The 23,677-nt window shown below is 65.1% G+C and carries 21 protein-coding genes; 4 read left to right on the top strand and 17 right to left on the bottom strand.

What is annotated here, in order from left to right:
- Positions 1-23: 23 nt before the first annotated feature.
- From cysW to AXYL_RS08620, 8 genes are all read right to left on the bottom strand, one after another.
- The gene (gene cysW, locus AXYL_RS08655) at positions 24-923 is read right to left on the bottom strand and encodes a sulfate ABC transporter permease subunit CysW (RefSeq protein ID WP_013392419.1); all 900 of its coding nucleotides are present in this window, start codon (positions 921-923) and stop codon (positions 24-26) included.
- Positions 920-1,810, bottom strand: coding sequence for a sulfate ABC transporter permease subunit CysT (gene cysT, locus AXYL_RS08650; protein ID WP_041655295.1), 891 nt, complete (start codon positions 1,808-1,810; stop codon positions 920-922). Before cysT ends, cysW begins: the two co-directional genes overlap by 4 nt.
- A 24-nt stretch (positions 1,811-1,834) precedes the next feature.
- Positions 1,835-2,815, bottom strand: a complete 981-nt coding sequence (locus AXYL_RS08645; RefSeq protein ID WP_085947848.1) for a sulfate ABC transporter substrate-binding protein — start codon at positions 2,813-2,815, stop codon at positions 1,835-1,837.
- A gap of 271 nt (positions 2,816-3,086) precedes the next feature.
- Positions 3,087-3,728 (bottom strand): peroxiredoxin, encoded by a 642-nt coding sequence (locus tag AXYL_RS08640; protein ID WP_013392416.1) that lies wholly within the window; start codon positions 3,726-3,728, stop codon positions 3,087-3,089.
- A gap of 147 nt (positions 3,729-3,875) precedes the next feature.
- On the bottom strand, positions 3,876-5,702 hold the full coding sequence (locus AXYL_RS08635; RefSeq protein WP_013392415.1) for an acyl-CoA dehydrogenase: 1,827 nt from the start codon (positions 5,700-5,702) through the stop codon (positions 3,876-3,878).
- 10 nt (positions 5,703-5,712) lie between these two features.
- On the bottom strand, positions 5,713-6,690 hold the full coding sequence (locus AXYL_RS08630; RefSeq protein ID WP_013392414.1) for a tripartite tricarboxylate transporter substrate-binding protein: 978 nt from the start codon (positions 6,688-6,690) through the stop codon (positions 5,713-5,715).
- Between the two features lie 65 nt (positions 6,691-6,755).
- On the bottom strand, positions 6,756-7,523 hold the full coding sequence (locus AXYL_RS08625) for an enoyl-CoA hydratase/isomerase family protein (protein ID WP_013392413.1): 768 nt from the start codon (positions 7,521-7,523) through the stop codon (positions 6,756-6,758).
- Positions 7,520-8,725 (bottom strand): CaiB/BaiF CoA transferase family protein, encoded by a 1,206-nt coding sequence (locus AXYL_RS08620; RefSeq protein ID WP_013392412.1) that lies wholly within the window; start codon positions 8,723-8,725, stop codon positions 7,520-7,522. Before AXYL_RS08620 ends, AXYL_RS08625 begins: the two co-directional genes overlap by 4 nt.
- A 95-nt stretch (positions 8,726-8,820) precedes the next feature.
- Between AXYL_RS08620 and AXYL_RS08615 the strand changes: the two genes are divergently transcribed.
- The gene (locus AXYL_RS08615) at positions 8,821-9,756 is read left to right on the top strand and encodes a LysR substrate-binding domain-containing protein (protein ID WP_013392411.1); all 936 of its coding nucleotides are present in this window, start codon (positions 8,821-8,823) and stop codon (positions 9,754-9,756) included.
- Here AXYL_RS08615 and aspT (AXYL_RS08610) read toward each other — a convergent pair.
- The 6 genes from aspT (AXYL_RS08610) to AXYL_RS08585 all read right to left on the bottom strand — a co-directional run bounded on the left by aspT (AXYL_RS08610) (position 9,753) and on the right by AXYL_RS08585 (position 17,979).
- Positions 9,753-11,453, bottom strand: a complete 1,701-nt coding sequence (gene aspT / locus AXYL_RS08610) for an aspartate-alanine antiporter (protein WP_013392410.1) — start codon at positions 11,451-11,453, stop codon at positions 9,753-9,755. The genes AXYL_RS08615 and aspT (AXYL_RS08610) overlap by 4 nt on opposite strands.
- A 37-nt stretch (positions 11,454-11,490) precedes the next feature.
- A complete protein-coding gene (locus tag AXYL_RS08605) occupies positions 11,491-13,311 on the bottom strand; it encodes a bifunctional aspartate transaminase/aspartate 4-decarboxylase (protein ID WP_013392409.1) in 1,821 nt (606 codons plus the stop codon).
- Between the two features lie 104 nt (positions 13,312-13,415).
- Complete coding sequence (gene aspT / locus AXYL_RS08600; protein WP_013392408.1) at positions 13,416-15,107, bottom strand: aspartate-alanine antiporter; 1,692 nt, start codon at positions 15,105-15,107, stop codon at positions 13,416-13,418.
- Between the two features lie 195 nt (positions 15,108-15,302).
- Complete coding sequence (locus AXYL_RS08595; protein ID WP_013392407.1) at positions 15,303-16,232, bottom strand: electron transfer flavoprotein subunit alpha/FixB family protein; 930 nt, start codon at positions 16,230-16,232, stop codon at positions 15,303-15,305.
- Positions 16,233-16,234: 2 nt separating this feature from the next.
- Positions 16,235-16,984: an electron transfer flavoprotein subunit beta/FixA family protein gene (locus AXYL_RS08590; protein ID WP_013392406.1), complete on the bottom strand. Its 750-nt coding sequence runs from the start codon at positions 16,982-16,984 to the stop codon at positions 16,235-16,237.
- A gap of 71 nt (positions 16,985-17,055) precedes the next feature.
- Entirely contained in the window at positions 17,056-17,979 is a 924-nt protein-coding gene (locus AXYL_RS08585; protein WP_080551048.1) for a histone deacetylase family protein, read from the bottom strand.
- Positions 17,980-17,989: 10 nt separating this feature from the next.
- Between AXYL_RS08585 and mltB the strand changes: the two genes are divergently transcribed.
- Entirely contained in the window at positions 17,990-19,147 is a 1,158-nt protein-coding gene (gene mltB, locus AXYL_RS08580; RefSeq protein ID WP_013392404.1) for a lytic murein transglycosylase B, read from the top strand.
- A 39-nt stretch (positions 19,148-19,186) separates the two neighbouring features.
- On the opposite strand, the gene AXYL_RS08575 is transcribed toward mltB, so the two are convergent.
- Complete coding sequence (locus tag AXYL_RS08575; protein ID WP_013392403.1) at positions 19,187-20,236, bottom strand: cyclase family protein; 1,050 nt, start codon at positions 20,234-20,236, stop codon at positions 19,187-19,189.
- 67 nt (positions 20,237-20,303) lie between these two features.
- On the opposite strand from AXYL_RS08575, the gene AXYL_RS08570 reads away from it, so the two are divergent.
- Both AXYL_RS08570 and AXYL_RS08565 read left to right on the top strand, forming a co-directional pair.
- Positions 20,304-21,080, top strand: a complete 777-nt coding sequence (locus AXYL_RS08570; RefSeq protein WP_013392402.1) for an IclR family transcriptional regulator — start codon at positions 20,304-20,306, stop codon at positions 21,078-21,080.
- Entirely contained in the window at positions 21,077-22,057 is a 981-nt protein-coding gene (locus AXYL_RS08565; protein WP_013392401.1) for a Bug family tripartite tricarboxylate transporter substrate binding protein, read from the top strand. The genes AXYL_RS08570 and AXYL_RS08565 overlap by 4 nt, the downstream gene beginning before the upstream one ends.
- Before the next feature lie 104 nt (positions 22,058-22,161).
- Here the strand turns inward: AXYL_RS08565 and cysM are convergent, their stop codons facing one another.
- A complete protein-coding gene (cysM, locus tag AXYL_RS08560) occupies positions 22,162-23,070 on the bottom strand; it encodes a cysteine synthase CysM (RefSeq protein WP_041655288.1) in 909 nt (302 codons plus the stop codon).
- Between the two features lie 82 nt (positions 23,071-23,152).
- Positions 23,153-23,647 carry a ComEA family DNA-binding protein gene (locus AXYL_RS08555; protein WP_013392399.1) on the bottom strand — a complete coding sequence of 165 codons (495 nt, stop codon included), beginning with the start codon at positions 23,645-23,647 and terminating at the stop codon, positions 23,153-23,155.
- Positions 23,648-23,677 lie beyond the last annotated feature (30 nt).

Below are 23,677 nucleotides of genomic sequence, written 5' to 3'. Positions count from 1 at the left end.
TGGTCTCCTTGCAGGCCGCCGCGTCAGGCCAGGGCCGGCTTGATGGCGGCCGGCTGGCCGGGATACTCGACCGGCAGGTCGGCGGCTTGCTGTAAGCGCGCGTTGCGCCACTCGACGACGTTCTTGGCCACCAGCGTCACCAACGCCAGCAGGGCCAGCAACGACGCCACGGCGAACGCCGCGGAATACTGGTATTCGTTGTAGAGAATCTCGACGTGCAAAGTCATGGTGTTGGTCAGGCCGCGAATCTGCCCGGACACCACCGACACCGCGCCGAATTCGCCCATGGCACGCGCGTTGCACAGGATGGCGCCGTACAAGAGGCCCCACTTGATGTTGGGCAGCGTCACGCGCCAGAAGATCTGCCAGCCGCTCGCGCCCAGGGTCAGCGCGGCCTGCTCTTCCTCGCTGCCCTGCGCCTGCATCAGCGGGATCAGTTCGCGCGCCACGAAAGGAAAGGTGACGAAGAGCGAGGCCAGCACGATGCCCGGCACGGCGTAGACGATCTTGATGTCGTGCTCCTGCAACCAGCCGCCGAACCAGCCCTGGGTGCCGAACAGCAGCACGAACACCAGCCCGGCCACCACCGGCGACACCGAGAACGGCAAGTCGATCAAGGTGATCAGGAACTGCTTGCCGCGAAACTGGAACTTGGTGATGGCCCAGGCCGCTGCCACGCCGAACACCAGGTTCACCGGCAGCGCGATAGCCGCGACCAGCAGCGTCAGGCGGATGGCCGCGAGCGCGTCCGGTTCAATAATGGCGTCCAGGTACAGCTGCCAGCCCCTCTTGAACGCCTCGACGAATACCGCCGCCAGCGGCACCAGCAGGAACAGCGCCAGGAATCCCAGCGCGATGAAGAGCAGCACGCCGCGCACCCAGCGCGGCTCGGTCAGATGGGCGGGACGGTCCGCGGCGCTCATGCGAGCCTCCCGAGGTTGCGGCGAGCCTGCCAGCCCTGCAGCAGATTGATGACGAGCAGCAACGCGAAGGACAGCGCCAGCATCACCGTGGCGATGGCGGCGGCGCCGGCGTAGTCGAATTCCTCGAGTTTGGCGATGATCAAGAGCGGCGTGATCTCGGACACCATGGGCATATTGCCCGCGATGAACACCACCGAGCCGTACTCGCCCACCGCGCGCGCAAAGGCCAGCGCGAAGCCAGTCATCAGGGCCGGCATGATGATGGGCAGCAATACCCGGCGTATGGTCTGCCAGCGGTTGGCGCCCAGGCTGGCCGCGGCTTCCTCGATCTCGCGCTCCACGTCTTCCAGCACGGGCTGCACCGTGCGCACCACGAACGGCACGCCGATGAAGATCAGCGCGATGACGATGCCCAGCGGCGTGAACGCCACCTTCCAGCCGAACCAGTCGGCCAGCGGCCCGCCCAGCCAGCCCTTCTGCGAATACAGCGAGGTCAGCGCAATGCCGGCCACCGCCGTCGGCAGCGCGAACGGCAGGTCCACCAGCGCGTCCAGGATTTTTTTGCCCGGGAAACGGTAGCGCACCAGCACCCAGGCCACCACCGTGCCGAACACCAGATTCACCAGCGCCGCGATCAGCGATGCGCCGAAGGTCAGCTGGTACGAAGCCACGACGCGCGGCGCGGTCACGGTGTCCCAGAAGCCCTGCCAGCCCAGTCCCGCGCTCTTGATCGGCAAGGCCGCCAGCGGGATGAGCACGAGAATGCTGAGGTACAGCACCGCGTAACCCATCGAGATGCCGAATCCGGGCAGCACGCCCGGGCTGTTGCGCCGAAAGGCAAAAGGCGCTTGCGCGCCGCTTGCCGCCGGGTTCGAGGCTGTAGTCATGGCCATCGTCCGATCGTGATGTGCTTATTTCTTTTGCGGCAGATAGATCTGGTCGAAGGTGCCGCCGTCGCTGAAGTGATCCTTCTGCGCCTTGCGCCAGCCGCCGAAGATCTGGTCGTTGATGGTCACGAGCTTGACCTTGGGGAACTTGCTTTCGTACTTGGCGGCCACGGTCTTGTCGATGGGCCGGTAGTAGTTCCTGGCAATGATTTCCTGCGCGGCGGGCGTGTAGAGGAATTCCAGGTAGGCCTGCGCCGCAGCGCGGGTGCCCTTCTTGTCCACGACCTTGTCGACTACGGCCACCGGCGGTTCGGCCAGGATGGACAGCGACGGCACCACGATGTCGAACTTGTCCGGACCCAGCTCTTCCAACGCCAGGAAGGCTTCGTTTTCCCAGGCCAGCAGCACGTCGCCCACGCCGCGCTCCACGAAGGTGGTGGTAGCGCCGCGCGCGCCGGTATCCAGCACCGGCACGTGCTTGAGCAGGTCGCCGACGAAGGCGCGCGCCTTGTCCTCGCTGCCGCCGTTCTTCTCCAGCGCGTAGGCCCAGGCCGCCAGGTAGTTCCAGCGCGCCCCGCCCGAGGTCTTGGGATTGGGCGTGATGACCTGTACGCCGTCCTTGACCAGGTCGTCCCAGTCCTTGATCTGCTTGGGGTTGCCCTTGCGCACCAGGAACACGATGGTGGAGGTATAGGGCGAACTGTTCTGCGGCAGGCGGGCCTGCCAGTCGGCAGGCAGCAGCCCGCGGTCGGCGACGGCGTCGATGTCGTAGGCCAGCGCCAGGGTCACCACGTCGGCTTCCAGGCCGTCGATGACGGAGCGCGCCTGGCGGCCGGAACCGCCGTGCGATTGGCGGATGGTCAGGTCGACGTTGGCCTTTTCCTTGTATTGCTTGATGAACGCGTCGTCGATCGCGCGATACAGCTCGCGGGTCGGGTCATACGAGACGTTCAGGAGCGTCTGCTTCTGCTGCGCCTGCGCCGGCGCGATCGCGGCAAACGACATCGTCACTGCGGCCAAGGCGGCCAACCAACCGGCTTTCCTGAAAGACATCCCATGCTCCCTGTGTTCGGCAATGTGGGAGCAAGTGTGCTGGCTGGGCGTTCTGAACGGAACGAATCATTATTTGGTTGCTCATCGCTCGCAGGCATATAGGACCGGCGTCCCAGCAATGGGAATCTGCCCTGCCCCCACGCGCGCCCCAATGAAAAACCGCCGCCTCCCCAAAGGGCAGGCGGCGGTTTCGAACGGGGACCAGCCCCTGCGGTTTCCGAATTTACTTATTAGGCTGCGGCGTGATGCGCAGATAGGGGCGCACGGCCTTGTAGCCCTTGGGGAATTTCTGCTTGATCACGGCCTCGTCCTGCAGCGACGGAACGATGATTACGTCGTCGCCATCTTCCCAATTCACCGGCGTGGCAACGCTGTGGCTGTCGGTCAGTTGCAGGGAGTCGATGACTCGCAGGATTTCGTTGAAGTTGCGGCCGGTGCTGGCCGGATACGTAATGGTCAGGCGCACCTTCTTGTTGGGGTCGATGATGAACACCGAACGCACCGTCAGCGTGGCGTTGGCGTTCGGGTGGATCATGTCGTAGAGCTCGGACACCTTGCGGTCCTTGTCGGCCAGGATCGGGAAGTTGACCCTGGTGGACTGCGTGTCGTTGATGTCCTCGATCCACTTGGTATGCGAATCAGTGCCGTCCACTGACAGCGCCAGCACCTTCACGTTGCGCTTGGCGAACTCGTCGGCCAGCTTGGCGGTGTAGCCCAGTTCGGTGGTGCAGACGGGCGTGAAATCGGCCGGGTGCGAGAAAAGCACACCCCAGCTGTTACCCAGATACTCATGGAAGCGGATCGGTCCAGCCGAGGATTCCTGTTCGAAATCAGGGGCGGTGTCGCCCAGGCGTAGATGACTCATGGTGTCTCCTGTGTGCGGATGCAGGTGAGGGGCTGGCCGCCCGTCGCGGCAGGCGGCGCAGAACAGCGTTTCTTGGCGCAAGCTAGCGCCTGTGAAACGATTCTTCCATCAAACCTGTAGCTGGGGAAATACGCAAGTCATATAACCTTATGCAATATTCAAGCTGGCGCCGCAGGCGTCCGCCACCACTCCCGCCCGCACCGCGGCCGACAGGGCCAGCGCCCGCGGCAGGATGTGGGCGCCGTAGAACAATCCGGTCGCCAGCTTGGCTGTATGGAACGGATCGGTGGACCCAGCCGCCAGGTGGCGCCGGCAGGCCAGCACGGCCCGCGCCATCTGCCAGCCGCCGTGCACCACCCCGGCCAGCATCAGATAAGGCACGCTGCTGGAATAGACCGCCCTGATATTGGTCGGCGATTGTTCCAGGATGAAGGCCACGCCGGCCTCGTAGGCCTGGATGGCGCTGTCCAGGTTGTCGCGCAGCAGGCGCAGCCCCTCCTGCTCGCCCGCGGACGCGCGCTTCGCCTCGGTCTCCACGGCGCGCAACGTCTCCCGCATCGCCGCGATCGCGGCATGGGCGGTAGCGCCGCCGTCGCGCTGCGTCTTGCGGCTGACCAGGTCGTTGGCCTGGATCGCGGTCGTGCCCTCGTAGATGGGCAGGATGCGTGCGTCGCGGTAGTACTGCGCCGCCCCGGTTTCCTCGATGTAGCCCATGCCGCCATGCACCTGCAGGCCCAAGGATGCGACCTCGACCGCAGTCTCGGTCGAAAAGCCCTTGACGATGGGCACCATGTATTCATAGAAGGCCCGGTTGCGCGAGCGCTGCTCCGGATCGGGATGATGCGTGCCCTTGTCATGCGCTGCCGCCGTCACATAGGACACGGCGCGCGCCGCCTCGGTCAGCGCCTTCATGGTCATCAGCATGCGCTGTACGTCGGGATGGCGCACGATGGCCACGGCAGCGGCGGAGCCTTCGACCGCCCGCCCCTGTACGCGCTCGCGCGCATAGGCCAGCGCGTGCTGGCAGGCCCGCTCCGACACGCCTATACCCTGCTGCCCCACCGAATAGCGGGCGGCATTCATCATGATGAACATGTATTCCAGGCCGCGGTTCTGTTCGCCGACCAGATAGCCGATGGCGCCCTCGCCCACTTCGCCCTTGCCCGAGCCGTACAGCAACACGGCGGTGGGGCTGCCGTGGATGCCCAGCTTGTGCTCCAGCGACGCGCACCAGACGTCGTTGCGCTTGCCCAGGCTGCCGTCGGCCTGAACCAGGAACTTGGGCACGATGAAAAGCGAGATGCCCTTCACCCCGGCGGGCGCGTCCGGGGTGCGCGCCAGCACCAGATGGATGATGTTCTCGGCCAGGTCGTGGTCGCCATAGGTGATGAAGATTTTCTGGCCGCTCAGCCGGTAGCTGCCGTCAGCCTGCTTCACCGCGCGGGTCGCGACCTGGGCCAGGTCCGAACCGGCCTGCGGCTCGGTCAGGTTCATCGTGCCGGTCCATTTGCCGCCGATCAGTTGCGGCACGTACTGCTTGCGCTGCGCTTCGGATCCGACCGTGAGCAGGGCTTCGATCACGCCGTCCGTCAGCATGGGACACAAGGAAAACGCCAGGCTGGCCGCCTGGATGTTCTCGCCCGGCGCCGCCGCAACCAGCTTGGGCAGCCCCTGCCCGCCCCAGGCCACGGGATGCTGCAAGCCCTGCCAGCCGCCCGCCGCGTAGTCCCTGAAACCCTGCGCATAGCCCGGCGTGGTGGTGACCTGGCCGTCTTTCCAGACCGGTGGCTGCGTGTCGCCCGGCACGTTCAGCGGCGCCACGGCCTGTTCGACGAAGCGGCCGTTTTCTTCCAGGATGGCGTCCACCAGATCCGGCGTGACCTCTTCGAAGCCGGGGAGCTTCAGGACTTCGCCGAGTCCGGCCAGCTCGTTCAAGGCGAAGCGGAAGTCCTGCAGCGGGGTTACGTAGGGCATGGTGTCTCCATCAATTGGCAGTCTCTAGGCTTTCTTTGGCCAATCTTAAACCCTTGCCTCCTTCCTTGCGGGCATAGTCCCCGAACGCGGCCAGGGACGCGGACGGCGTCACTTCTTCATAGCCGGCGGCCATGCCCTGCTGCACGTCGGGCTGAGCCAGCACCTCATTGCTGGCCTTGAACAGCGTCTCCAGCACTTCCGCCGGCGTGCCCTTGGGAGCGAAGATGCCCCACCAGTTGGAGAGGTCATAGCCGGGCACGGTCTGCGAAATGGGAGGATAGGGCAACAGCCGGGAGGGCTGGCCGGACGTGACCGCCAGCGCCACCACCTTGCCGGTGTCGATCACCGACTTGGCCGACGGCGCCGTGGCGAACGAGACGTCGGTGTCGCCCGCTGCCACGGATTGCGCCGCTGCGGCCCCTCCCTTGAAGGGAATATGCATCAGCTTCACCCCGGAGAGCGTCATGAACTCGACCGCCGCCAGGTGCGTGATGACGCCGTTGCCGGACGACGCGACGTTGATGGACCCCGGCTTGCTCTTGGCCCGGTCGATCAGGTCCTGCACGTCTTTCAGCCCCAGCTTGGCGTTCGCAATCAGCACCATGGGACCGGTGGTCAGCTGCGCCACGGGCACGAAGCTGTCCGGCGTGTAATCCACCTTGTACAGCGCGCTGTCGCTGCCCATGACGCTGGAATTGCCCAGGTACAGCGTGTAGCCATCGGCGGCGGCGCGTGCGGCGAGGCTGGCGCCGATGGTCGATCCTGCGCCAGGACGGTTTTCGATGACGACCGGCTGCTTCAACTGCCTGGCAAGTGCGTTCGCATAGACGCGGCCCACCTGATCCGCCCCGCCGCCAGGCGGAAATCCGATCACCAGCGTCAAGGGCTTGGAGGGGTAAGGAGCGGCCGCGTGCGCTCCTCCGGGCATCGCGGACAAAGTGGCAACAGCGGCAAGTACGGCGCCGCAGGCGGCGATAGCGGGTTTCATCGGTGTCTCCTTTGGTGGAATCGGAGCCGCTTGTGCTGCGGCTCTCTGCTCATGCGCCGGCTGCGTCAGCAGCCGGTGAAATGCGGCGCGCGCTTCTCCTTCCAGGCCGCCGCGCCTTCAGCCAGGTCATGCGACCGCTCGGAACGCAATACCCCCTGTTCGATTCCGGCCAGATCGAGTTCGCCCCGCGCGATGCGGTTCAGGTGCGCCTTGACGCCGAACAGCGGGATCGGCGCCATCGCTGCTATCTGCGCGCTCAAGGCGTCCAGCCGCGCCGCCAGCGTCTCCTCGGGCACCAGTTCGGTCAGGAATCCGATGCGCAGCATTTCGTCGGCCTGGAGCTTTTCCGCGGTCAGGAACAGCCGCTTGGCCTGATCCAGGCCAAGCCGCGCCACATAACGCGACATGCCGCCAGCGTAGAAATGCAGGCCCAGCCGCGTGGCCGGCATGAACATATCCGCCTGCGGCGTGCCGATGCGGAAATCGCAGGCCAGGCACAGGTCGGTGCCGCCGCCATAGGCCCCGCCCTGGACCGCCGCTATCGTCACTGGCCGCGCCGCCTCGATCAGGTCCATGGTCTGGCCAAAATAAAGAGAGCTGGGCGCCTGGTCCGACGCCAGGGACGAAATGTCATAGCCGCTGCAGAAATACTTGCCCTCGGACTGGAAGCGCAGCACCCTGACCGCGTCGTCCGCATTGACCCGATCCAAATGCTCCCTGAGAACAGCCAGGTCCTGGGGACCGAGCCGGTTGGCATGGCCAGGCCTGCGCAGGCGGACGGTGGCAACGTGTCCGTCAATGGACAAGCTGGGTGTATCGGAAGGCGCCGTCATGCGTAGACCTCCGCCTGATGCGCCACCCCGTCCGCCAACAGGCGATCGATCTCGGCATCTGCCATCCCGTAGCGCGCGAACACTTCACGCGTGTGCTGGCCGAAGACAGGCGGGGCGCGGCGGCTTGCCGTGCTCGCGGCGCTCAGGCCCAGGGGCAGGTCCACCTGCCGCAGTTCGCCCAGCAGCGGGTGGTCCAGGGTGCGCACCAGTCCACATGCCTGCACCTGCGCATCGGCGAACACGTCTTCCAGGGTATTGATGGGTCCGGCGGGAATGCCGCCTTCGATCATCAGCGCAGTCCACTCCATGCGCGTCTTGCGCTGGAGGCCAGCCTCCAGCTCCTGCTTCAACGCATAGCGGTGCTGCATGCGCTCCGCGTTCGTTAGGAAGCGCTCGTCGGACACCAGATGGGGGAGCCCGAGAATGCCGCAGAGCTTGACCCACATCGCCTGGGTCGCCGGCGCCAGATTGAGCGGCCCGTCCGCGGTCTCGAAGGTACCGTAGGGCGCGATGACCGGATGCACGTTGCCGCAGGGTTCGGGGATTTCCCCCTTGCTGAGGTAGCGCTGGCCCTGGACGCTGAGTAATGCCATGAGTCCAGCCAGCAGCGACGTTTCCACATGCTGCCCACGTCCGGTCGACGAACGCTGCGCGACGGCGGACAGGATCCCTATCGCCAGCCACATGCCTGCGGTCAGGTCGCCGACGGCCACGCCCACTCGCATCGGCCCCGACTCCGGCGAGCCCGTCAGGCTCATGAAGCCGGAGTAGCCTTGCGCGACCTGGTCAAAGCCAGCCCAGTCCCGCGCCGGCCCCTTGCTGCCGAAACCGGAGATCGACGCCATGATCAGCCCCGGCTGTTCCTGCGCCAGCGCCTCGTAACCCAGGCCCATCGCATCCATGGTTCCGACCTTGAAGTTCTCGACCACGATGTCGGACGCCAGGGCCATTCTGCGCAGCAGCGCCAGTCCCTCCGGCTTGCGGAAGTCCACGCCTATACCTTGCTTGCTACGATTGGCACTAAGATAATAAACACTTATATCTTCTTCGAAGGGGCCCCATTGCCGCGCCATTTCGCCCGCCGGCATGGGCTCCACCTTGACGACTTCAGCGCCCAGGTCTCCGAGAATCATTGTGCAGAACGGTCCGGAGAGCGCTCGGGTCAGATCCAGCACTTTCAACCCTGCCAACGGCAGACTCATTTTCGTTCTCCCTTGATGCGAAGCCCATTCTAGGCAGCACCTCGAGAGCGCCGAAAATACTATTTTCCGATCTATCCATAAGATTCTCTTATTCAATGAATCTGCGCCAACTCAAGTACTTTGTCCGTGTCGTTGAAATGCGCAACATGACCCGCGCAGCGGCAAGCCTGCACGTCGCGCAGCCGGCGCTGAGCCAACAGATGGCGCTGCTGGAGGAAAGCCTGGGCGTCTCGTTGCTGGTGCGCGGCGTCAAGGGCGCGCAGCCCACCGCCGAAGGCCTGCTGCTGTACCGGCATGCGCAAACCATTCTGCGTCAGGTCGACAGCACCCGCAGCCTGCTCTCCAAGACCACGGATCAGGTCACCGGCACGGTATCGATCGGGCTGGCCTCCAGCACCGCCCGCATGCTGGCCCTGCCGCTGATGCGCCGCGCCAAGGCGGAACTGCCCTCGGTGGTGCTGGAAATCGTCGACGTGCCCAGCGCGGACCTGACCAAGCTGGTTCTGCAGGGGCGCATCGATTTTTCCCTGTCGCCGGACCAGCAGCCTATCCAGGGCCTGCTGCGCACGCCGCTGCTGCGGGAAAACCTGTTCTTGCTGGCCCACGCCAGCGTGACGCTGCCGCGCCGTACCCTGGCCATTGCGGACTTCGCCGCCTTGCCGCTCGTCCTGCCCAGCCTGCCCAATACCCTGCGCGCGCGCCTCGACCATGCCTTCCTGACGGCAGGCCTGACCTGCAATCTGTTCGCCGAAGCGAGCACGTCGGCGATCCTTGTTCCGGCGGTGCGCAGCGGAATGGCAGCCACGATACTGCCGTCCTCGGCAGCCCAACCTGAAATCGCGGACGGATCGATCGTGGCGCACGCGCTGGACGAAACCCTGTCGCGTGAACTGGTGCTCTGCGCCAGCGAGAGTCTGCCTCCCACGCCGGCGGTAAGCCGGGTCATCGATCTGTGCAAGGACGAAATAAAGCGCCTGATCGACGATCAGACCTGGCAGGGATGCGCGCTGCTACAACAAGGCTCGCGCTAGGCCAAATGATGCGCCAGCGACACGATGATCGGCCCCAGCACCGGCAACAGCACGTTGGCGATGGCGTAGGTCACCGTGTAGCCCAGCAGCGGCACGGAACTGCCGCTGGACGTCAGGATGGCGCTAATGGCCGGGGTGCTGACATGCTGGCCGGCGATGGCGCCGACCAGCAGGGGCCCTTCGATCTTCAGGATCTTGTGGCCCAGCCAAAGCGACAGGCAGGCCGGCCCCAACGAAACCAGCAGGCCGATAAGCGGCAGCACCGCGCCATGTTCACGGATCAAGGCAATGGCCTCGGGTCCCGCCGACAGTCCGACGCAGGCCACGAACACCGCCAGCCCCAGGTCCTTCAACAACTGCACGGCATGGTCCGGCATATGCCCTATCGCCGGCCGCTTGGCGTTGATCCAGCCGCAGACCAGGCCACTGACCAGCGCCCCGCCGCCGCTGCCCAGCGACACGGGTATGCCCCAGAGCCGTGCGCTCAGGCTGCCTATCATCAGGCCCGCGAGGATGCCGAAAGCCAGAAACACCAGGTCGGTCACGCCGCTGCGCCGCAGTTCGTTGCCCAGGGCCGCACCGGCTTCCGACAATTCGGGCTCGGCGCCGACCAGCGTGACCAGGTCGCCATACTGCACCACCGTGGATAGCGTGATCGGCAAGGAGTGGCCCGAGCGCACAATGGATTGCAGGAAGACGCCGCGCGCCCGGCGGGCGTTCGGCCGCTTCGCCAGTTCCCCGACGGTATGGCCGTTGACCGTCTTCTTGTTGACGATGACGGCCAGCTCGCTGAGTTGCAGATCGTCGGCATGCGCTTCCGGCAACTGGATTTCGGGTCCGATGACGGAACCCGCACGCAGCGCGAAGCGGCGCAAGCCCAGCACCACCACGATATCGCCCGTGGCCAACATGTCCTCGGGCGTGGCGTCCACCGCCTCGCCATTGCGCAGGATGCGGCTGATGACCGTGCGCCCGCCCAGCGCGGACTCCACTTCGGCCACGCTTTTGCCATCGGCGTCCTTGACCACGTGCGAGCGTCCCACGAGCCGCGGCAAGGTGGGCATGTTCGCGTCCTCGCCCTCGCCCCCGGCGACGCCCAGCTTTTCCTCCAACGCCTTGGAGGCCTCGCGCAGATTCATGCGCAACAGCGCCGGCGCGATCTGGCTGGTGAAGAACACAATGCTGATCAGACCCACCAGGTAGGTCAGCGTATAGGCCGTGGCAATATTGGCTTCCATGCGCTGGACCTCGGCGTCCGCCAGGCCCAGGTGCTTGAGCGCCTCGGCAGCGGTCCCGACCACGGCTGATTCGGTGGCCGCGCCCGCCGCAAGGCCCGCCGCCGTCCCCGCGTCCAGGCCGAACAGCGGCACTGCCGACAGCACGATGGTCAGCACCAGCAAGGCTTCAATGAGGGGCAGCGCGATGTAGCGCAGGCTGGAGCGGTTCAGGTTGGCGAAGAACTGCGGCCCGCCCGAATATCCCATTGCGAAGATGAACAGGGCGAACGCGACTTCCTTCAGGTCGCCGCGCATCTGGCAACCCGTCTGGCCGATCAGCAGGGCGACGATGAGTGTTCCGCACACGCCGCCCAGCTGGATCGGCCCGACTTTGAGCTTGCCGATCAGGTATCCCAAGCCCACCGTCACGAACAGCACTGCGATGGGAACGCTATTGAAAAACCCGACGGTGCAAGTCATGTCGTCATGTCGCCCTGGAGGTTGCTGCCTGGCCTGCCTACTTGCGCGCGGCCGCCTTCTTGACGGACTTCACCGCCACGTCGGCCTTCTTCACCGCTTTCTTGACGGCTTTTTTGGCGACCGCGGTCTTGCCCGCCTTGCGCTTGGCTGCGGGCGCCTTCGTGGTCTGGCCCTTGCCGGCCGTCGGGCCCGAACGCACCAGCTCGCCGGCCTTCCACGCCTCGACGTATTCGGTCGCGGCTTCGACCATGTGCTTGCCGATCTTGGCGTAGTCGCCATCGTCCAGATTCGCCAGCGAGACACGGATCGACCACGGCGGGCCGCCGAAGCCGCCGCCGTCCATCAGCACCACGCCGGACTTCTCGGCCAGGCGGAACAGGAAGTCGACCGGCTCATAGTTGGACATCATGTACTTGCAGAACGCCTCGCCATACGTGATCTTGGCCCAGACCATGAAATCCAGCTCGACGTAGTACCAGGCGCGCATCGGATCTTCGGGCGGCATGGGGATGCCCAGGCCGCGCCACAGCGCATCGCGCCGCGCGCGCACGATCTTCATCGTCAGGTGCTTGTACGAGTCCTTCAGGTCCATCAGATGCGACAACGCGAAAAAGCCCATCTGCACCTGCTGCGGCAGGGACAGGCCCGCCGTATGGTTCAGCGCGACATTGCGGCTGTCGGCCACCAGCCGGTCGATGAACTTGAGCTTTTCGGGCTCCATCGTCATGGCGCCGTAGCGCTTGTTCAGGCGCTGCTTCCAGGACGCCGGCAGTTCGGCGATGCGGCGGTCCATGGTGTTCTTTTCATGGGTCGCGATCACGCCCAGGCGCCATCCCGTGCAGCCGAAGTTCTTGGAGAACGAATACACGCATATGGTGTTGTGCGGTACTTCAGCCATCAGAGAGCGGAAGTTCGGTACGAACGTGCCATACACGTCGTCCGTCACCAGCACCAGGTCCGGGTTCTTGCGGATGAGGCGCACGATCTGCTTCATCTCGACCGGACTGAACGCCACCGACGGCGGGTTGCTGGGGTTGACCGTGACCGCCAGCTTGATCTTGGGATTTTCCAGCTTGGCGATTTCAGACGCCGGATAGTGCCAATCATGGGTGCCGTCGGCCCGCAGGCTGCTGGCGTTGATCGGGACGATCTTGAACTGGAAGCGCTCCAGATGCGAGATCTCGATGTAGGGCGTGAAGGTGGGCAGGAACAGCGCGATGGTGTCGCCTTGCTTCAGCAGGCCGTTCTGCATCAGCGAATCAAAGATGTAGCACATGGCCGCCGTGCCGCCTTCGACCGGGAACAGGTCGAACTTGCCCTTGGGCGGACGGCCGTCGCACATTTCCTTGATCAGGTAATCGTGCACGATCTGTTCAAGATGGACCAGCGCGCGCGGCGGCACGGGATAGTTGTCGCCGATGATGCTGTCGGTCAATTCATGGACCCATGCGTCGGGATCGAAGCCCTTGACCTTGACGCCGTACTCCAGCACGCCGACCAGGAAATCGTAGCCGTCCATGCCTTTGTGCTTGGACAGGAATTTGCGCATCCGATCGGCGCAGCCCTTCCTGGCCGGCATGCCCGCCAGAATGGACTCGTCGCGCACGCGGCGGGCTTCCTTCATGGCGAACTGGCCCATCAGGAAGAAGGCGTCGCGCGGTTCGGTGGCGATCCAGTTCGGATTGCCGCGGCCGGCGTTCAACATGGTGATGGCGGCGGTGTGCTGGTTGTCCTTGGCCAGCGTGATCAGGTAGTCCTTCAGTTCAAACGGAGAAAGCTGTTCGAGGTCGCGTTGGCGCGAACGGGTAGTTTTCAAGGCCGAGGCCAGGCTGACGGTGAGAGGCGCGGTGGAAGCCATTGTTCAGTACTCCTGGTTTGCGTGGTGACAGGCGCTGAGCGTCGCCGGCCGGGCCGGCGCGCTTGCAAAACGCCCCACAAGCGCGGGGCTTGCGGGGCGTTCTGCTAGGACATGAGCATGACGATGACAATCCCCCAGATGATGAGCAGGGTATTGCCGATGGCGTAGGGAACCGTGTAGCCCAGTGCGGGCACCTGGCTCTTCGCCGTTTCGGTGATCTGGCCGATGGCCGCGGTGGTGGTCCGGGCTCCGGCGCAGACTCCCAACGCAATGGCGGGATGGAACTTGAATACGTACCGCGCAATGTACACGCCCACGATCATCGGAACGCTGGTGGCGATGATGCCCGCGATGAAGAGCTTGGCGCCCAATTGCTGGAAGCCCAGCACGAATCCCGGCCCTGAAGATATGCCCACGACCGCAACGAACGTCGTCAGCCCCACCGATGTCAGGAACCAGTGCACCGGTTCCGGCACCCGGCCGAAGGTCGGATGCACCGAGCGCAGATAGCCGAAGATCAGGCCGGAAATCAGCGCGCCGCCGGAGGTCGACAAGGTGACGGGAACGCCGCCCACGGTCAGCACCAGCGAGCCGAACAGGCCGCCGAGCAGGATGCCGAAACCGACGAAGACCATGTCGGTCTGGCTGGTGGCGCGGTCCACGTAGCCCAGCCGGCCGACCACGCGCTCAACGTCGCGCTTGGCGCCCAGTACGAACAGGCGATCGCCGCGGTCCAGCTTCAGGCCCCAGTTGACCGGCATGTCGTGGCCGCCGCGCACGACCTTGCGCAGGAACACGCCGCGTCCCAGTTCGCGGCCTGCTTCGCTGTCCGCGATTTCCTTGATGGTCTTGCCGGCGATGTTCTTGTTGGTCAGCACGACCTCGACGACCTCGGCGGGCATGCTGATCAGGTCGCGGTCCTCGACCTCGGTGCCGATGATGCCAGCGGCCTGGGTGACCAGCGCGTCATGCCTGCCGGTCACGCCCAGTATGTCGCCCTGCTGCAGCACCGTCTTGGCATCGCTGTCGATGATCTGGTCGCCGCGCCGGATGCGTTCCACGAACACTCGAGCCTCGACGAAGCGGGACTCCAGATCTCCCACCGTCTTGCCGACAAATTCCTCGCGGTCCAGCTTGTAGGCGCGCGCAATGAACTTGCGATAGCCCGACAATTCCATCGAGTCGGCGCCGCCGGACATCTTGGCTTCGTATTCCTGGCACTCCTTCACGATGTCCACGCGCATCAGCTTCGGGCCCAGGGATGCCAGGATCCAGGCGCTTCCGACCGTGCCGAAGATGTAGCAGACCGCGTAGGCGACAGGAATGCTGTCGATCCATTTCTTTTTGGTGGCTGCGTCTATGCCCAAACCGTTGATGGTGTCCGTCGCCACGCCCATGACCGCGGAAATGGTTTGGGCCCCTGACAACAGGCCCGCGCCGGTGCCGGCATCGAAGCCGAAGCCTACGGCTGTCGCCCATGTCACCAACAGGCAGATCACGCAAATAATGACGGCAAAGATGACCTGGGGAAGGCCATCGCTTTTCATCCCTCGGAAGAACTGCGGTCCGACGCCGTAACCCAGACCGAACAGGAAGAGCAGGAAGAAGACCTGCTTGAGGACGGGAGCGATCGTGATATTGAGCTGTCCCACCAGCACGCCGACCAGCAGCGTGCCGGTCACGGCTCCCAGATTGAATCCGAAGATCTTCTTGGCGCCTATCCAGTACCCAACACCCAGGGTAAGGAATATCGCAAGTTCCGGATATTTTCGCAGAGTGTCAAAGAACCATTCCATCCCGAATCTCCTTCGTTCTGTACAGGTCGAGCACTTGCGCGAATCTAGCTGCGCGCGGAACACATTATCAGAATCTTTCGAGAAATCAAAAGATTTGGGATATTGAAATCAAATGATGTGTGGTCCTGGCGTCAAAAATAAAAAAGCCCGCCAGCGCGAAGCTGGCGGGCCTTCAATACTGCAGCGCGATAAGACTTACAGCGCGCCGGTCAGTTCAGGCACGACCTGGAACAGATCGCCCACCAGGCCATAATCGGCCACGCCGAAGATCGGCGCTTCCGGATCCTTGTTGATGGCCACGATGACCTTCGAATCCTTCATGCCGGCCAAGTGCTGGATGGCACCCGAGATACCAACCGCCACATACAGCTGCGGCGCGACGATCTTGCCGGTTTGACCGACTTGCCAGTCGTTAGGCGCATAGCCTGCGTCGACCGCGGCGCGCGAGGCGCCGAGTGCCGCGCCCAGCTTGTCGGCCAGCGGATCCAGGATCTTGAAGTTCTCGGCGCTGCCCAGGCCGCGGCCGCCGGAGACGACGACGCGCGCGCCGGCCAGCTCCGGACGGTCGCTCTTGGCGACTTCGCGGCCCACGAAGGTGGACAGCCCCGAATCGGCGACGGCGGCGATTTCCTCCACCGCGGCGGAACCGCCCTGCGCGGCCACGGCGTCAAAGCCGGTGGTGCGCACAGTGATGACCTTGACGGCGTCGGCCGACTGCACCGTGGCAATCGCGTTGCCGGCGTAGATCGGGCGCTGGAAGGTGTCGGCGGATTCCACGCCGATGATGTCGGAGATCTGTGCCACGTCCAACTTGGCAGCCACGCGCGGGGCCACGTTCTTGCCCGAGGCGGTCGCCGGGAACAGGATGTGGCTGTAGCCCGAGGCCACCGCCAGCACCTGGGCGGCGACGTTCTCGGCCAGGCCGTCGGCCAGTTGCGGCGCGTCGGCCAGCAGGACCTTGGAGACGCCTGCGGCGGCGGCGGCCTGGTCGGCCACGGCGCGCGCGTTGGCGCCGGCGACCAGCACGTGCACGTCGCCTCCGATCTTGGCGGCGGCGGCGACGGCGTTCAGGGTTGCGCCCTTGAGCTGGGCGTTATCGTGTTCGGCAATAACCAGCGTCGTCATGTTCAGACCACCTTCGCTTCGTTCTTGAGTTTGTCCACCAGGGCCGCGACATCGGCCACCTTGATGCCGGCCTTGCGGGCGGGCGGCTCGCTGACCTTCAGCGTCTTCAGGCGCGGCGCGGCGTCCACACCCAGCTCTTCCGGCGTGACGGTGTCCAGTTGCTTCTTCTTGGCCTTCATGATGTTGGGCAGCGTGACGTAGCGCGGCTCGTTCAGGCGCAGGTCGGTGGTGACGATGGCCGGCAGCTTCAAGGTCAGCGTTTCCAGGCCGCCGTCGACTTCGCGCGTGACCGTCACCTTGCCGTCGGCCAGCTCGACCTTGCTGGCGAACGTGGCTTGCGGCCAGTCCAGCAGCGCGGCCAGCATCTGGCCGGTCTGGTTGGCGTCGTCGTCGATGGCTTGCTTGCCCAGGATCACCAGCTGCGGCTGTTCCTTGTCGACCAGCGCCTTCAACAGCTTGGCCACGGCCAGCGGCTGCAGTTCGGCATCGGTCTGGACCAGCACGCCGCGGTCGGCGCCGATGGCCATGGCCGTGCGCAGCGTTTCCTGGCATTGCGCAACGCCGCAAGAAACCGCCACGACCTCGGCCACCGCGCCCTTCTCCTTCAGGCGGGTCGCTTCCTCGACGGCAATTTCGTCAAAGGGGTTCATGGACATCTTCACATTGGCGATATCCACGCCGGTTTGATCAGACTTGACGCGCACCTTGACGTTGTAGTCAACGACGCGCTTGACAGGTACCAATACCTTCATCCCGCTGCCTCCAAATGGAAAATAATTACCCGGCATGCGCCGGGATCGCATTGCACAATTTTTTCTTGATTCTACAGCTTCGCAAGCGCTCGTATATGCGCAACCACGCTGCGGCCCAGGGCTGACAGGTTGTAACCGCCCTCGAGCGTGCTGACGATCCGCCCCTGGCAGTGGCGCTCGGCCACCTCCACGAGCTGTTCGGTTATCCAGGCGTAGTCGGCCTCGACCAGGCCCATCTGGCCCATGTCGTCCTCGCGGTGCGCGTCGAAACCCGCCGACACCAGAATCAGTTCGGGGCGGTGCGCCTCCAGCGCAGGCAGCCAGGTATCCGTCACGATAGTCTTGACCGCGGCCCCTCCGGTATAGGCGGCCACCGGCACGTTCAGCATGTTCGAGGCGGGATTCTCGGTGCCGCTGTTTGGAAAAAAGGGATGCTGGAAGAAGCTGCACATCAGCACCCGATCGTCGCCAGCGAAGATGTCTTCGGTGCCATTGCCGTGGTGCACATCGAAATCGACGATGGCCACACGCGACAGGCCGTGGAAGTCCAGTGCATGTTGCGCTGCAATGGCGACGTTGTTCAGAAAGCAGAATCCCATGGCCTGGGAACGGCAGGCGTGATGCCCGGGAGGCCGCACCGCGCAGAACGCCGTACGGGCTTCCCCCCCCATCACGGCATCCACCGCCGCCACGCCCGCGCCCGCCGCGTAGAGGGCAGCCTCGTAGGTGTGGGGATTCATCAGGGTATCCGGATCGATAGGGAAATACCCTTGCTCCGGCAAATGTTCGCGCAAACTGTTCAGATACTGGACAGTGTGCACCCGCAATATGTCATGGCGGGATGCCTGCGGCGCCTGGCGGTCATCCAGGTAGGGCATCAATCCGCTGGCAAGCAACTGGTCTGAAATGGCGTCCAGCCTCTGGGGGCTTTCGGGATGCCAACTGCCCATTTCATGCAAGCGGCATGCCGGGTGGGTAAGATACATGGTCTCCATAAGGAAGATTATGTTCATCTGTCGGCGTTTACTGCAACTCGGAACGCTTTCCGCCCTGCTGGCGGGCTGCTCCACCACCGCTCCCTCTGCCACCACCAACACCGCCGCCGGCCAGCCGGCCGCCGAATCAACCCCGGCCCCCATTCGCATCGGACCCAGCGCGCCGACACCTGGTTCTGAACTGGCGGACGACGGTCCCGCCGCGCTGGGCGCCAATGGCGCGCTGCGGCCTGAAGTCCGTTCCTTTGTCGAAAACCTGGCCACCGAACGCCAATTGCCGCTGGACCCCATGGTCGCCGCGCTGGCCGGTTCGCGCTACAACGCCACCGTCGCGCGCCTGATCGCGCCGTCGCCGCCGGGCAAGAAAATCTGGCGCAGCTGGCTGACCTATCGCTCGCGCTTCGTCGAACCCAAGCGCATCGGCTGGGGCGTGGAGTTCTACAACGAGAACCGCGACCTGCTCAACCAGGCAGCGCAGCGCTTCGGCGTCCCGGCGCCCGTGATCGCCTCGATCATCGGCGTGGAAACGCTGTATGGCCGCAATATGGGCAATTTCCGCGTGCTGGACGCGCTGACCACGCTGGCCTTCGACTATCCGGACCCGGCCAAGCCCGAGCGCGCCACCATGTTCCGCGGCCAGTTGGCGGATTTCCTGACCCTGGTCATGAAGGACAAACTGGACCTGGAAACGCGCGGCTCCTACGCCGGCGCCATAGGCATGCCCCAGTTCATGCCCACCAGCGTCATGCATTACGCGGTGGACGGCGACGACAACGGCCATATCGACCTGAGCAACAACACGCGCGACGCGATCATGTCCGTGGGCAGCTTCCTGTCGCAGCACGGCTGGCAGCGCGGCCTGCCGGTGTTTGCCCCGGTGGTGTTGCCCACGGATCCTGCACCGCTGGTCGACGGCGGGCTGGAACCCAAGCAGAGCTGGGGCACGCTCACGGCGGCGGGCGCCCGCCTGCAGCCGGGCGCCTCGGCCGCCGGCTGGGGCAGCCAGCCGCTGGGCGTGGTCGATCTGGTCGAGGAAGCCCGCGGCACGGCGCAATACCGCGTCGGCACGCCCAACTTCTTCGCGCTCACCAAGTACAACCGCAGCTACTTCTACGCGACCTCGGTGGCGGATCTGGCGAGCGAGATCGAAGCCCGCGTGGGCCGCTGACAGCCCCCTGGGCCGCGGCGTCCGACGCCGTGGCCCGCTTTACACCGTCGCGACCGGCGTCACGGGCGAACCCACGGCGCCAGGCAGGTTCAGCGGCGGCGCCGTCAGCAGGAAGCGGCTGCGGCCGTTGGCCGTCAGCCAACGCGCCAGCGCCCCGAGATACCACATCTCGCCTATCGGCAGGCCCAGCTTGAAGATGCAGTGGTGGTGCAAGGGCAATGCGGCGCAGCAGGCATTGGGCTTCTGCGTGGGATAGATTTCCAGCGCATGGTTGTCTGACGCCATGGCCGCCACCTTCGAGTCGGTGATCCACTGCAGCAGCTTCTCGTCGCTGCCGTCCAGGCCGGCGCAGATTTCGTGCAGCGTGTGGGGGTCGGGCTCGCGGTTCTTTTCCAGCAGGGCGTCGCCGAATTCCGTATGGAACAGCACGATATCGCCCTGCTCGATCTCGATCCGGTCCGCTTCCAGAATGCGCATCAGGTCGTCATAGCCGACCGACTTCTGCTCTCGCCCGTAGTGGCGCGCCAGATCGACCATTACCCCGCGCGTCTGCAGGCACGATTCGGCCAGCTGTGTGATGTCCAGCTTTTTGGCGTTGGAGGCCGGCCCCTGCCCCAGGTCGGTCTTGGCATAGCCATTGTCCACGTCGTAGTCCACCGGGCCCACAACATGCTCGTTGGGCCGATAGCCGTTGTAGTAGACACGCTCGGGCAGGCCGTCGCCATTGGCGTCAAACAGCGCGCCGACGTGGGCCAGCGAATCCCATTGCGTCGAGTACTGCAAGCTCATTTCGACAATGTCGTCGCTGAGCACGTCGACGCAGCCGGGACGCAGGCGTCCCAACGGAAAGTTCAGGTACTGGTCGCCATCCCTCTCGGTAGGCCGCAGCTTGGGCGGATGACGACGCACGTTCACGCCATTGCCGCCCGGGTAATCCAGCGGCAGCGACAGGCAGAAGCTCAGTCCTTCGCGGACTTCCCGCATGCCGCTCAGCACGTTCGCGGGGGTGATGTAATTCAGGCAACCTCGCTGGTCGTCAGGCCCGAAATCTCCCCAGTTCGATCCCTCGGGACGGTTGTTCCATCTCATGCCTTGCAACTCCTGGTCGATTGAATGCTGTTTGACATAAATTTATCACGTATAGGATACTAACATCATGGATGTGAAAACTGCAGGCCGTGTGCTGGATGTGCTGAACCTCTTCGCCGAGGCGCAGAAGCCCTTGCTGTACAGCGAAATCGCTGCCCAGATGGAAATTCCGCTCTCCAGCTGCCACGGTCTCCTGAAGACCATGGTGGCGCGCGGCTATCTCTATGAAATCGGCAAGAAGCATGGCTACTACCCGACCCAGAAGCTGATCCACGTGGCCACCCTGATCTGCCATAGCGACCCGCTCAACGCGGTGATCGAGCCGGTGCTGGCCCGGGTGCGGGACCTGACGGGCGAGACGGCCTTGCTGGCCAAGCTGGCCGACGACAAGGTCGTGTACCTGATCGTCGCGGAATCCAAGCAGACGATCCGCTTCTCGCATCAGCCCGGCGGCTTCAAGGCGGTGCACGCGACCAGCTCGGGCAAGGCGCTGCTGTCGGTGCTGTCCCAGGACGAACGGCAGAAGTGGTTCAAGGCCTACAGCGGATTTGCCGCCTACACGGACAGCACGCTCACCAGCCGGGAAGCCTTCGACCGCGACCTGGAAGCGGGCGTGGCGCGCGGCTGGCAGCGCTCGGTGGGCGAAAACGTCGAGGACGTGATGTCCATTTCGCTCGGATTCCGGGCATACGAACAACCCTTTGCCATCGTGGTGGCCGGCCCGCTGAGCCGGATGCTGAAGAACGAAGCCACCACGGGGAAACAGCTGACCGAGGTCAAGGCGATGCTGCAGGCGGCGCTGCCCTCGGCCAATCTCACCTTTGTAGGAGTAGACAGTAGATGAACAAACGCACTTTCCTCGCCGCGGCATGCTCGGCGATCGCCACGGCAGCGTTGCCGGCAGCAAACGCCTACGCGCAGGCGGCTTATCCCGACAAGCCCATCCGCGTGATCATGCCGTGGGCGGCGGGCGGGCCGACGGACGTGGTCGGCCGCGTGATCGCGGTGCAGATGGGAGAGATCCTGGGCCAGCCGCTGGTGATCGAAACCCGCGCGGGGGCCAGCGGCACCATCGGTACCGCCCAGGTGGCCAAGGCGCCTGCCGACGGCTACACCTTGCTGATGAACCCGTCGGTGCAGGGCATCTACCCGGCCCAATTCAAGAATCTGAGCTTTGACCCGATCAAGGACTTCCAGATGGTGGGCGTGCTGGGCACGGTGCCGATGGTGGCCGTCGTCCCGCCCAATTCCAAATTCAAGACCTTCGGCGAACTGATCAAGCAGGCCCAGGCGCAGCCCGGCTCGCTGACCTTCGCTTCCCCCGGCGTCGCCACCTTGCCGCACCTGGCGGGCGAGCTGATCAATACCTCCACCAAGGCCAAGATCACCCACGTCGGCTACCGCGGCAGCAGCCCGGCCCTGACCGACGTCGCGGGCGGCCACGTGGACCTGATGTACGCGCCGCTGGCACCGGCCTTGCCCCTCATCCAGAGCGGCAAGATCCGCCCGATCGCCGTCACGACCAAGACGCGCCTGGCTGAGCTGCCCGATGTGCCGACCATCGCGGAGAGCGTCCTGCCCGGTTTCGACATCGTCACCTGGTACGGCATGTGGGCGCCCAAGGATACGCCGCAACCCATCATCGCCAAGCTGAACAAGGCCATGATCGAAGCGTCGCAATCGCCCAAGGTGGTGGAAGCGCTGAAATCGCAGGGCACCCTGCCCAGCGCCATGAGCTCCCAGGAAGCGGAAGCCTTCAACCTCGCGGAAAGCCAGCGCTGGATCAAAGTGATGCAGGACGCCGGCATCCAGCCCGAGTAAGCAGGCAAAAGACCGGGGCGCCCGCCGCGCCCTTCTAATGAAAAACCGCCATGTCGGGCTGCCCCGGCATGGCGGTTTTGTTGAGTTCGGCTACAGCCGGGCGTTCAGTTGAAAACGCCCGTGGACAGATAGCGGTCGCCGCGGTCGCACACGATGAACACGATGGTGGCATCGTTGACGCGTTCGGCCACGCGCAGGGCCGCAACCAGCGCACCCGCGGAGGAAATCCCGCCGAAGATGCCCTCTTCCGCCGCCAGCCGGCGCGCCATCTGTTCGGCTTCCGCCTGTTCGATGGATTCGTAGGCGTCGACCCGGCTGCGGTCGAAGATCTTGGGCAGATAGGCTTCGGGCCACTTGCGTATGCCCGGGATCGACGATCCTTCGGCAGGCTGCGCGCCCACTACCTGCACCGCCGGGTTGCGCGACTTCAGATAGGTCGACACGCCCATGATGGTGCCCGTGGTGCCCATGGCGCTCACGAAGTGGGTGACGCGCCCTTCTGTCTGGTTCCAGATTTCCGGCCCGGTGGTCTCGATGTGAGCGCGCGGGTTGTCGGGATTGGCGAACTGGTCCAGCACCAGCCCGCGGCCGTCCGCCTGCATGGCGGAAGCCAGGTCGCGGGCATATTCCATGCCGCCCTTGTCCGCCGGCGTCAGGATCAGCTCGGCGCCATAGGCCGTCATGGCCGCGCGCCGTTCCACCGACAGGTTGTCCGGCATGATCAGGATCATGCGGTAGCCGCGCATGGCGGCCGCCATGGCCAGCGCGATGCCGGTATTGCCGCTGGTCGCCTCGATGAGGGTGTCGCCCGGCTTGATGTCGCCGCGCTCTTCGGCGCGCGCGATCATCGACAGGGCCGGACGGTCCTTCACGGAGCCGGCGGGGTTGTTACCCTCCAGCTTGGCCAGGATGACATTGCCTCGGGCAGCGCCCGCGGCCCCGGGAATGCGCTGCAGGCGCACCAGCGGCGTGTTGCCGACGGTTTGCTCGATAGTGGGATAGGTAGTAGTCATGCGGACGATCATAACCTTGCCCGGCGGCGCGCGGCGCCAAAGGCCGCGCTCCCGCCAGGGCTACCCGCGCCGACCGGCGCAGTCAGGGCCGGGCGCGGGCCGCGGGCTGGGAGGATGGCGGCCTGGCTTCGGGCTTGGCTTCGGGCTTGGGCGCTGCCGCCCTGACCTGCGCCGGCTTGGCCGCTGCCTCGCCCGGCCCGGCCTGAGCCCCGGCGCCGCCCACCAGCAGGCCGGCCTCTTGCAGGGCCTGGGCCTTTTTCGGACCGATGCCGCGCACGCGTTCAGCCAGGTCGTTCAGCGACTCGAACTTGCCGCCCCGCTCGCGCTCCTTCACGATGATCTCAGCCATGCGCGGGCCTATGCCGCGCACGCCCTCGAGCTGCTGGGCATTGGCCTGATTGACGTCGAGCGCGTGCGCCAGCGGCGCGGCAAAACCCAGGCCGGCCGTCACCAGCAAAGCGCCCAGGACCTGCCGCAAGGGGCGCGGCCGGGCGCCGGAACCGGCGGGCGAGCGCTGCCTGCGCCACCGCGCACGGGGCGCGGGCCGGGCTGCGGCGGATTGAAGAAATGGATTCATGGAAGGTCTCCCTGGAGTCTGGCGCAACGG

The sequence above is a fragment of the Achromobacter xylosoxidans A8 genome (assembly GCF_000165835.1).
Classification (GTDB): domain Bacteria; phylum Pseudomonadota; class Gammaproteobacteria; order Burkholderiales; family Burkholderiaceae_B; genus Achromobacter; species Achromobacter xylosoxidans_B.
Note: the sequence above shows the minus strand (reverse complement) of the source record. Positions and strands in the feature narration are given on the sequence as shown.

What these genes read in the sequence shown, in the direction of transcription:
- cysW (WP_013392419.1), bottom strand. Translation starts at nt 923, where the DNA reads ATGAGCGCCGCGGACCGTCCCGCCCATCTGACCGAGCCGCGCTGGGTG.
- cysT (WP_041655295.1), bottom strand. Translation starts at nt 1,810, where the DNA reads ATGACTACAGCCTCGAACCCGGCGGCAAGCGGCGCGCAAGCGCCTTTT.
- AXYL_RS08645 (WP_085947848.1), bottom strand. Translation starts at nt 2,815, where the DNA reads ATGTCGTTTGCCGCGATCGCGCCGGCGCAGGCGCAGCAGAAGCAGACG.
- AXYL_RS08640 (WP_013392416.1), bottom strand. Translation starts at nt 3,728, where the DNA reads ATGAGTCATCTACGCCTGGGCGACACCGCCCCTGATTTCGAACAGGAA.
- AXYL_RS08635 (WP_013392415.1), bottom strand. Translation starts at nt 5,702, where the DNA reads ATGCCCTACGTAACCCCGCTGCAGGACTTCCGCTTCGCCTTGAACGAG.
- AXYL_RS08630 (WP_013392414.1), bottom strand. Translation starts at nt 6,690, where the DNA reads ATGAAACCCGCTATCGCCGCCTGCGGCGCCGTACTTGCCGCTGTTGCC.
- AXYL_RS08625 (WP_013392413.1), bottom strand. Translation starts at nt 7,523, where the DNA reads ATGACGGCGCCTTCCGATACACCCAGCTTGTCCATTGACGGACACGTT.
- AXYL_RS08620 (WP_013392412.1), bottom strand. Translation starts at nt 8,725, where the DNA reads ATGAGTCTGCCGTTGGCAGGGTTGAAAGTGCTGGATCTGACCCGAGCG.
- AXYL_RS08615 (WP_013392411.1), top strand. Translation starts at nt 8,821, where the DNA reads ATGAATCTGCGCCAACTCAAGTACTTTGTCCGTGTCGTTGAAATGCGC.
- aspT (WP_013392410.1), bottom strand. Translation starts at nt 11,453, where the DNA reads ATGACTTGCACCGTCGGGTTTTTCAATAGCGTTCCCATCGCAGTGCTG.
- AXYL_RS08605 (WP_013392409.1), bottom strand. Translation starts at nt 13,311, where the DNA reads ATGGCTTCCACCGCGCCTCTCACCGTCAGCCTGGCCTCGGCCTTGAAA.
- aspT (WP_013392408.1), bottom strand. Translation starts at nt 15,107, where the DNA reads ATGGAATGGTTCTTTGACACTCTGCGAAAATATCCGGAACTTGCGATA.
- AXYL_RS08595 (WP_013392407.1), bottom strand. Translation starts at nt 16,232, where the DNA reads ATGACGACGCTGGTTATTGCCGAACACGATAACGCCCAGCTCAAGGGC.
- AXYL_RS08590 (WP_013392406.1), bottom strand. Translation starts at nt 16,984, where the DNA reads ATGAAGGTATTGGTACCTGTCAAGCGCGTCGTTGACTACAACGTCAAG.
- AXYL_RS08585 (WP_080551048.1), bottom strand. Translation starts at nt 17,979, where the DNA reads ATGGAGACCATGTATCTTACCCACCCGGCATGCCGCTTGCATGAAATG.
- mltB (WP_013392404.1), top strand. Translation starts at nt 17,990, where the DNA reads ATGTTCATCTGTCGGCGTTTACTGCAACTCGGAACGCTTTCCGCCCTG.
- AXYL_RS08575 (WP_013392403.1), bottom strand. Translation starts at nt 20,236, where the DNA reads ATGAGATGGAACAACCGTCCCGAGGGATCGAACTGGGGAGATTTCGGG.
- AXYL_RS08570 (WP_013392402.1), top strand. Translation starts at nt 20,304, where the DNA reads ATGGATGTGAAAACTGCAGGCCGTGTGCTGGATGTGCTGAACCTCTTC.
- AXYL_RS08565 (WP_013392401.1), top strand. Translation starts at nt 21,077, where the DNA reads ATGAACAAACGCACTTTCCTCGCCGCGGCATGCTCGGCGATCGCCACG.
- cysM (WP_041655288.1), bottom strand. Translation starts at nt 23,070, where the DNA reads ATGACTACTACCTATCCCACTATCGAGCAAACCGTCGGCAACACGCCG.
- AXYL_RS08555 (WP_013392399.1), bottom strand. Translation starts at nt 23,647, where the DNA reads ATGAATCCATTTCTTCAATCCGCCGCAGCCCGGCCCGCGCCCCGTGCG.